Source organism: Staphylococcus sp. EG-SA-2 (genome assembly GCF_017152085.1).
In genome coordinates this window covers 1-2969 of record NZ_JACYHC010000574.1, presented here as the reverse complement: position 1 = coordinate 2969, position 2969 = coordinate 1, and the positions used below count along the sequence as shown (strand labels likewise).

Annotated in this window: 3 protein-coding genes; all 3 read right to left on the bottom strand. The window is 34.6% G+C overall.

Features of this window, described 5'->3' with window-relative positions; translation table 11 throughout:
- Positions 1–230, bottom strand: a 230-nt coding sequence (gene yycH / locus IDG60_RS09885) for a two-component system activity regulator YycH (protein ID WP_241013358.1), incomplete at its 3' end; no start/stop codon positions are given.
- The gene (gene walK / locus IDG60_RS09880) at positions 223–2049 is read right to left on the bottom strand and encodes a cell wall metabolism sensor histidine kinase WalK (protein WP_000871607.1); all 1827 of its coding nucleotides are present in this window, start codon (positions 2047–2049) and stop codon (positions 223–225) included. The genes yycH and walK, both read right to left, overlap by 8 nt.
- A gap of 12 nt (positions 2050–2061) precedes the next feature.
- The gene (gene yycF / locus IDG60_RS09875) at positions 2062–2763 is read right to left on the bottom strand and encodes a response regulator YycF (protein WP_000101976.1); all 702 of its coding nucleotides are present in this window, start codon (positions 2761–2763) and stop codon (positions 2062–2064) included.
- Positions 2764–2969: the final 206 nt, after the last annotated feature.

The following is a 2969-nucleotide window of genomic DNA, read 5'->3' as shown; positions in this document are numbered from 1 at the left end:
GTACCTTCTGGATGATCATTTTTCGAATGAATAATCTGAAATGGCGTAATAGTTGTATCCATTTTGGCTGTCATAGGTGTCGTTAAAGGTTTCGTTTCACTCTTCTTACTATCTGTATTGTCGACATTTGCAATATCAGGAGAAAAGTTCCATACCATATATGTCAATACGACACTCATCAAGACGAGTAGCGCTAAAATGACAGATTTAATATGTTCCTTATTATTCATCCCAATCACCGTCTTCAATGACTTCACATGGAAGTGTGATAAAGATAGATGTACCTTGACCTTCTACACTGTTTGCCCAAATACGACCATTGTGCGCTTCCACAATCTCTTTCGAAATGGCTAGTCCTAATCCAGTACCACCCATTTTACGCGTACGCGCCTTATCTACACGATAGAATCGGTCGAATATCTTATCGACTTTATTGATAGGAATACCGATGCCATTATCTTTAATACGAATCGTCATTCGATTATAAAGTGGATTTTGTTTCACGTGGAACTCGACACGTTTATCGCCTCTAGAATATTTCATCGCATTTGTAATGACATTATCGAATACTTGCGTCATTTTATCAGGATCAAATTCTGTGAAAATCGTCTTTTTCGGAATATCTCGAATAAATGTTGTGTCTTTCGCAGACATTTCATGTCGATTAATAATTTTATTAATGAACATGTTAAAGTCGATAATTTCTTTGTTGATTTGATCAGACTCATTATCCATTTTAGATAACTGTAGCAAGTCATTGACCAGTCGAATCATTCGTTCTGTTTCTTCACGGGTAACAGATAAAAATTGTGGCGCAAGTTCCTCATCTTTCCATGCACCTTCTTCAAGTGCTTCAATGTAACTATTCATAGAAGTTAAAGGTGTACGTAACTCATGTGATACATTGGCAACAAATTCACGACGCTCACGTTCAACTTGTTGTTGTTCAGTAACGTCATGTAACACAGCGATATAACCAGTTACAAATCCTGTTTCCTGCACAATCGTACTAAAGTTAACACGTGCGATTAGACCTTCTTCTTCATTTAAATCTAATAAGAAACTATCATTATTCTCTTGAATTTCTTCAAGTTTAAATTCATCTTCAAGACTTAATACACTTAACATGTAATATCCAATGATGTCTTCTTTCGCCATACCAAGCATCTTGAGTGCCATATCATTGACGATACGAATACGTCCACGGCGGTCTGTTGCAATAATACCATCACTCATATGGGTGATAACTGAGTCCAGTCTACGTTTCTCACTTTCAGTATTAGCCTGCGCTTCTTGTACACGTTTAGACAAGTTATTAAATGCTAAAGCTAATTCGCCAATTTCATCATTACCATAAATCTTCACACGTTGCGTATAGTTACCTCTGGACATTTCGACCGTCTGGTTACGCATATCGGTGATTGGTTTGGTAATCGTTCGCGCTATAAAGAATCCTAGGATGACTGTGATTAATAATGAAATAGCTGTACCAACAATGAATATTTGATTTATATTATTTAATTGGTTATAAACGTCATTAATTTTTGATTCGATATAAATATTACCAATTACCTTTTTATCGACTTTAACTGGGATATTATATACCCAGACACGGTCCTTACCACCGCCATAATCTTTTAAAATTAAATGATCGTTTGATTGTCCTAGTGATAGTGCTTTTTGGACAGAACTATCATTCGCTTTTTGATTGATTAGACTACGGTTAGACTGCTTCGTCGTCGCAATAATAATTTGGTCTTTATCTATAAAACGAATTTCTCCAATTTCTTGACGGTTGGCATACTCACTTAATAAATTTTGAATATCTTTTTGTGCATTTACGGAGCCCTTTTCGTCATATACTTTTTCAATACTAATTTCTAATTGTTTAGCGTACTGCGTAATATTCTTCTTAAAATTATCAAGCAGCTCTTTTTCAAGATTATTTGTAAAATACAGCCCGATAATTTGCATACCAATGATAATCAGTAATACATAAACAATTACAAGTTTAGTATGAAGGGATTGTAGTTGTTTTAGCCACTTCATTCGTTTCGACCTCTACTCATGTTGTTGGAGGAAATATCCAACGCCTCTACGCGTCACAATATATTCAGGATGTGACGGATCATCTTCAATCTTTTCACGTAAACGACGAATCGTTACATCGACCGTACGTACATCGCCAAAGTAATCATAGCCCCATACTGTTTGTAATAAATGTTCACGTGTCATTACTTGTCCCATATGTTTTGATAAATAATGGAACAATTCAAATTCACGATGTGTTAATTCAATATCTTCGCCACGTTTTTTAATAGAATATGCGTCTGGATAAATCACAATATCTTTAATTGTGATTTCATTCGTTACATTTCCAGTGTCTTGTGCTGGTTGTGAGTAATGACGACGTAAGTTCGCTTTCACACGTGCGATTAATTCACGCGTACTAAACGGTTTCGTTACATAGTCATCTGCACCTAGTTCTAAACCAAGCACTTTATCAATTTCTGAATCTTTAGCAGTAAGCATTATTATTGGCATTTCGTATTTTTTGCGCACTTCACGACATACTTCCATACCATCACGACCAGGTAACATGATATCTAGTAATACGATATCTGGTTCTTCTTCATAAATTAAGTCGACTGCATCATTACCATCGTATGCACAGTACACATCGTATCCTTCTTTTTTTAAGTTAAATTCTAAAATATCAGCAATCGGTTTTTCATCATCAACTACAACAACTTTTCTAGCCATTTGCATAAACCTCTTTTCTTAAATCATTAATATTATTTTATCATTTTTTGTTCTTTATCGTTTATGTTTGTGTAAAAAATCACAGGATGTCGCTTACTATTTTTGTTATTGTGCGCATTTTCCGTCTTATAACGTATAGTAACCTATTATATAATTTACCATTTATAAGCTATTAATTCTATTTTCCAATATAAACTTATATATTA

Bases quoted from the DNA above. Each gene is read 5' to 3' on its own strand.
- walK (WP_000871607.1), bottom strand. From the start codon at position 2,049: ATGAAGTGGCTAAAACAACTACAATCCCTTCATACTAAACTTGTAATT.
- yycF (WP_000101976.1), bottom strand. From the start codon at position 2,763: ATGGCTAGAAAAGTTGTTGTAGTTGATGATGAAAAACCGATTGCTGAT.